This window comes from Agriterribacter sp., assembly GCF_035444585.1.
Taxonomy (GTDB): domain Bacteria; phylum Bacteroidota; class Bacteroidia; order Chitinophagales; family Chitinophagaceae; genus Agriterribacter.
Map to the genome: position 1 here is coordinate 1 of NZ_DAOMOZ010000256.1, position 6,083 is coordinate 6,083.

Below are 6,083 nucleotides of genomic sequence, written 5' to 3' on the forward strand. Positions count from 1 at the left end.
ATTTTGCTTCCCAGTTCCCTGTTGGTCATACTGCTCAGGATAGGCTGTTCCACTTTATCGAGCAGCAGCCAGCGGTGCAGGCTGAACATGGTACTCATAAATTCCTTTGTGCCGTTCTTTTCGAGGGAATTTCCCACAATTTCTCCTGTATAAGGGTTAACCATATAAGCGGTGCCGAAACGCGATTTATCATCTTTGGTTCTAACATTGAACTGGTAAGTTCTTTGAGGATCGGCCGGGATGGTTATACCGGTTACCTTGCCCCCGGATACCTGCCGTACTTTTTCAACCAACTGCTCCGGAGCGATACGTTCAGCCCCTGCAACCCGATCAACCTTATATAAATGTGGTGCAGCCCTCTCCGTTAGTTCGGTATTATATACATACACCGTACCCGAAAAACAGATCACAACAACGATCAGCCCGCTGCCCAGCCCCAGCCAGAGATGAATATCGTTGAACAATTTGCGTACTTTTTGCCAGGTCGTTTTCTGCTTCTTAGGCGGCATCATGCGTGTTTGTTGTTTGATATACGGGATGGATCCCAAAACCGGGAAAATAAAAATTTCCCCTCCCGGAAATTTACAAAAAGCGGAAATTCTCTCTTTGAAATCGTTAAATCCGGGGATATACCCAGGTGTTTATTGATCCCAAAAAACAGCAGAGGCAAACGGGTCTACTGTACCCTGTTCCGCCACTTCTTCTCCATTACCGGTAAGCTCAGACTTACGGTAGGTAAGCCTCAGTGGCCGGTAAGCCGGATCGGCATTAGGGCTTCGCAACGATTGCGGTATAGCCGGTATGCCCAGCCTGCGGTAATCATTCCAGGCCTCAAAACCATTGATCGTATTCAGTGAAAGCCATTTCTGTTCTATTATCCTTTCTATTTTATCCCCTGCCTTGTCAAGGTCAACCTCATCCTGTATAATATAACCCGCATAACCATCTGTGGCTTCCATATATTTAAATGATTCTTCAATGGCAAGATTATAAAGGGTTTTGGCATTTACGCTTATCCAACCCCGTTCCGCGGCTTCCGCCTGTAAAAAAAGACTTTCAAATGACCCTAACAATACAGACGACTGGGTAGAACGCTTAAACAATGCGCCGGGCTGTCCGCCGTTTTCCTGGGGCCCAAGAAAAGGAGAAGTATTTGCCATCGAAAAAGCCGCGTCTTCCGTACCCAGGGGCACACCCGTGTATTCCCCTGTTGCCTCCGCCCTGGTATATAAATTTTCCAGGCGGGGGTCATTCAGGCGCTTGTATTCATTAATCAAAAATGCTGTCGGGCGAATGGTGTTATACGCAGGGGTCAACGCGCCAACGGCAGTGCGGTAATAGGTTTCCCAAAGCGGATTTTGCAACCCGGCAGAGCCACCTATATAACCGGGATTTACCTCTGCACTTTCTCCTGCGCTCAAAAAGCCGCTTCCTTCAGCAGCTATTTTGGCAAGTTCCGCATTGATGTAGCCTGTATTTCCCGTTTGGCTCTGACGCAGCAGCGCTCTTAATTTAATTGTATTGGCAAATTTTATCCATCGTGCCAGGTCGCCTGTAAACAGGATGTCATCAGCCGCAGGATGTTTGGAAAACGGGGCGGCGCTTTTAATATCAGCAATGCCGGCCGTAACAAGATTAACGGATTTTTCATATACCGCTTGCCCGTCTTCAAATGCCGGAGTAGCATTATCAGTTCCCTGTAATGCTTCATCAAAAGGCACATTGTTGTATAAATCTACCAAACGCATGAAATGCCAGCCCTGCATGATTTTAGCGATCCCTGCATAGGCCAGGTCGCCTTCCTGCGTAGCTTTGGTTTCTATATTCCTGTAATTGGTCAGTATCTTATAGATATCTTCCCAGAAATTCCTTCCGTCGCGGTCGGAGGCCATAGCTTCCACAGCATAGGTTTCTTCCAGCAAAAACAAAGAAGCTGCAGACGGGCCATCAGTGGCTTTGGCCCAGTAACCGCCCCATACCGAACCCAGTTGGTTCAGTGATCCGCTCACGCCGGGAGAGTTGGAAATGCCTATGATTTCTATGTTCACGGAACTGACCAGCGTATTGGGCAGTACCTGTTCTACCGGCACATCAGAAGGAGCATTGGGATTTTCATTTACATCCAGGAACTTGGAGCAGGAAGCCAGCACCGATACTATAATAACAGCAATTATATATGTGATAAACTTTTTCATTTCTTCTTCTTTTAAAATATTTTAAGTATTCCCTTTGGGTTAAAAGCCAACATTCAGACTAAAGCCGACCATACGTGTGGGTGGAAGATGCCTCCAGCTCAGGTATCCTTCGCTGCTGCCCCCGGCATATACAAATTCGGGATCATTGTATATATTATCGGTATGCCAGATAGAAAACAGGTTGCGGCCAATGATCGCAACGCCTGCCTGCTTAATAATGCGCTGACCTGCCAGCAGGCCTGCCGGAAGATTATATCCTATTTGTAATTCACGCAGCTTAAAAAAATTGGCGCTCACGGCATAGTTGGACTGAACGGGAGAAACATAGGAGGTAAAGTACGCCCTGTCTCCTGCCACCGCCATAGTATTGGCCTGATATTTTCCCGCTTCCGTTTCCACCACGGAGCCGGGTATAACAAAAGGTTCGCGGTTATATACCGTGGTCAGCGGGCTGGTGCCATCCTGGATCATGCGGTTGGCGGCTTCGCTGTACATTACCGCGCCTAAGCGGTAATCGAATTGCATCCCGATATGAAATCCTTTAAAATCAAAGCTGGTATGCAAACCCATCTGCCAGGGCGGCGTTCCCGTTCCTACATTATACAGCTCTGTGGTGCTCACCGGCAAACCTGTAGCGCCATTAACGATGATATTGCCGTTGGGATCACGCTTGTAATCGTAAAACATGAAAGTGTTATACGGTTGTCCCAGCACCACATAGTTCTGCCGGAAGGTATGCAGGGCATCAAGTTCCCCATATATTTTAGTTACCTTATTATCCATGTGGTACAGGGTTACGCCTACGTTCCATTTCATGGTACGGTTACGGATCACATCCCCGTTGATGCCTGCTTCATAAATGTTGTTGCTTACTTCAAATGCATTGACCAGCGCTGTTGCATAGCCCGTTGAGCCTGGAATATCGGTTTGAATAATGCCATCGGTAGACAGGGAATAGGCATAGGTCAGATCTATATTCAAACGGTTATTAAAAAAACCCAGTTGGGTGCCTGCTTCGTAAGAGGTTACAAATTCGGGTTTCATGTTGAAGTTGGGATAATTGGTACCCAGCGAGAAACCCGGCAGGGTGCCGAAAGGAAAGCCGTTTGTTTGGCTGTACGTATTGTTAAGGGCATAAGGCGAAATGCCATTCACATTTCCCGTTCTGTTGTAAGAAGTGAATACTTTACCAAAAGAAAGAATGCTGCTGTTCTTTAATGCATCAATGGCATCGCTGAATACAAAGGTAGCGCCCACGCCGGGGTAGAAATAAGACCGGTTGTCGGGGCTGAGCACCGATACCCATTCGTTCCTCCCGGTAAAGGTCAGGTATAAATAATTATTGTATCCTGCGGTAAACTCACCATATACAGCGGTTTGCCGGTATTGTGTGGAAGAAGCGCTGCCACCCAGTTGACCGGTACGGTTGCCGGGATTGAACAGTCCCGGAACCACCAAAGCTGAAGCGCTTACAAGCGAAGATTTTGTATCATCGGTTCTAAGGTTATTGCCTACCAGCAGGCGGGTGGAAAACTTCCCGAAATCCTTATTAAAATTCAGTATCAGGTCGCTGTTGATCCGGCGAAAATCATCTGCACCATTACTTACGCTCCCGGCAATATTTGTACGTCCCGGTGTTGTATAGGTAAACTTACCCGTTGTAGACCTCGTTTGTGCATTACGGTTATACATCCCTACGCGGTAAATAGCATTGAACCAGGATGCAAATGCATAGTTCAGTTCAACATTGGCATTAAGTGTTTGCTGGCTGGTTAGCGTGCGCTGGTTGGCGGCGTTAAAATAGGGGTTAGGCTGGTTGGTGCTGTACCAGTAATCGGGATTGGCATAAGGTATATTTTCCCAATCGCGTATCGCATCATAAGCGATATGTGCCGGATGCCTGTATACTGTTGACCAGGGTTCGCTGGGTGTTACATCATTGCGGTTGTATACATAATTCAAATTAAACAATGCGGTGAGCTTACCAAATTTCCTGGAAGCATTAAAACGGGCACCTGTTCTGGAATTTTTATCCCCTTCAATAATACCTTTAGCCGAAACATTTTGAACGGAAAGGAAGAAAGTTGAAATTTCGTCGCCACCCGAAAGCGAAAGGTCTGTTTGCGTGGTAATACCGGTATTGAAGAAATCTTTACGGCTGTCTTTTTCTGCTGTATAAGGCAGTTCCCACTGGCTGCCATCGGGCAGTACGGTTCCCACCGGTTTTATGCTGCCATCGTATGCCGGCCCCCAGGAGCGGTATTCCGTTGGATTGTACACGCCGTTAACACCGTTGCCATATGTGGTTTGCTGTTCGGGTAACCGCATTACAGATTCAAATAAAGTGGTATTGGATGCAGATATTTTCTGGCGGCCTGCCCGGCCTTTTTTAGTAGTGATCATCAGAACACCATTCACTCCTTCCGAGCCGTATACAGCCGCGGCATTGGCACCCTTAAGTACATTAATACTTTCAATATCATTGGGGTTAAGCCGGTTGATGTCGGGAATGGGTACACCATCCACAACGTACAGGGGAGAATTGTCGCCGCTGTGCGAACGGATACCCCGCAGGTTAACCTGCACATCCGGGTCAACCTTGCTGTCGAACATATTAATACGCAGCCCGGCCACTTTACCTGCTAATCCCAATATGGGATTGACAGGTTTTCCCTGGGTAAGCTCCGCATTACTCACTTCCTGGCTGGAAGTGGCCAGCTCACGTACTGCGCGCTTAATGCCCAACACACCTGTAACCACTATTTCAGAAAGCTGCCTGGTAACAGATTCAAGAGAAATATTTACGGTACTGGTATTGTGATCTACCGGCACTTCCGCTGCCGAATATGATATATGCGATATACTTAATACCTGTCCGCTCCGCACGTTAATAACAAATTTTCCTTCTGCGTCTGTTAAAGTGGAAAAGGAAGTTCCTTTAATAACAATACTTGCCTCCTGTACAGGCTGTCCGGAAATACCGTCTGTTATTCGTCCATTAATAGCGCGCTGCTGCGCGTGCAATACATGCATGGCAAGCAACAAAACGATCAAAAAAACAAGTCTCTTATACATTGCTGGTCAAATTTTAACTGTGCCGTAAATATTAATTTGACTGCAAAGCTCTTTTGAAACAATATCATATGCGGGAAAAAAGCTGACGTGGCAGGGAAAAAATATTTCCAAACCCGCTCCCAGTAAAGATTTTACGGAATTCGTAAACAGGTTTTACTTTATTGTGACAAATTTGTAACTGTGCACTGCTACACTTGTATAAAACAGGTATAACACTTTACACTGTTATATCGTATTTTTTGAATCGCATGAGCAGTATTTTATTGTCCCCGGTTCCCATGCGCAGGTTTCACCAGCCTGTTAGCATTGCATATTCTGATCTTTTCGCAGTAAAGGATGAGGCTATCATAGAACGGAGAGATCCTTTTCAAATAAACCCCGATGTAAACTATTGTACTGAAATCCTGATCCCGGGTATTCTTCATTTTGCACATTATAAAAGCAATTTATCGCAGAAAGAAGAAATATTGCTAAGGAACGGCGGAGCTTACCTGAGCATGGTTTTTTCTCTTAAAAACAGAAGTACTTATACCTGCAGGGACAATAGTGTATTTGCAGCGCTGTCGCATAACCGGCACAGTCTTGTTTTCATACCCGGACAGGATGCCATTATTCGCTGGGAGCCTGAAAAATATGGCGAGGTGTTCGTTATCAACCTGACGCCGGGTTACTTCCAACGGTTTTTACCTGAAGCACACCCTTTTTTCCCTGTTCTGCAAGCAGCGGTTAAAAACAAAAAGCCGGTGTCGGCAGGCACCGATAACCTTGTTATTACACCCCGGATGTTATCCCTGCTGTATGCCGTATTGCAGT

The 6,083-nt window shown here is 46.4% G+C and carries 4 protein-coding genes; 1 reads left to right on the forward strand and 3 read right to left on the reverse strand.

Annotated elements, in window-relative coordinates; genetic code table 11:
• The 3 genes from PLH26_RS19275 to PLH26_RS19285 form a co-directional block, all read right to left on the reverse strand.
• On the reverse strand, nt 1–512 hold a 512-nt coding region (locus PLH26_RS19275), incomplete at its 3' end, for a PepSY-associated TM helix domain-containing protein (protein WP_324587654.1).
• Nucleotides 513–641: 129 nt separating this feature from the next.
• Nucleotides 642–2,195: a SusD/RagB family nutrient-binding outer membrane lipoprotein gene (locus PLH26_RS19280; RefSeq protein ID WP_324587655.1), complete on the reverse strand. Its 1,554-nt coding sequence runs from the start codon at nt 2,193–2,195 to the stop codon at nt 642–644.
• A gap of 39 nt (nt 2,196–2,234) precedes the next feature.
• Nucleotides 2,235–5,270: a SusC/RagA family TonB-linked outer membrane protein gene (locus PLH26_RS19285; RefSeq protein WP_324587656.1), complete on the reverse strand. Its 3,036-nt coding sequence runs from the start codon at nt 5,268–5,270 to the stop codon at nt 2,235–2,237.
• Nucleotides 5,271–5,518: 248 nt separating this feature from the next.
• Between PLH26_RS19285 and PLH26_RS19290 the strand changes: the two genes are divergently transcribed.
• Nucleotides 5,519–6,083, forward strand: a 565-nt coding sequence (locus PLH26_RS19290) for a hypothetical protein (protein WP_324587657.1), incomplete at its 3' end; no start/stop codon positions are given.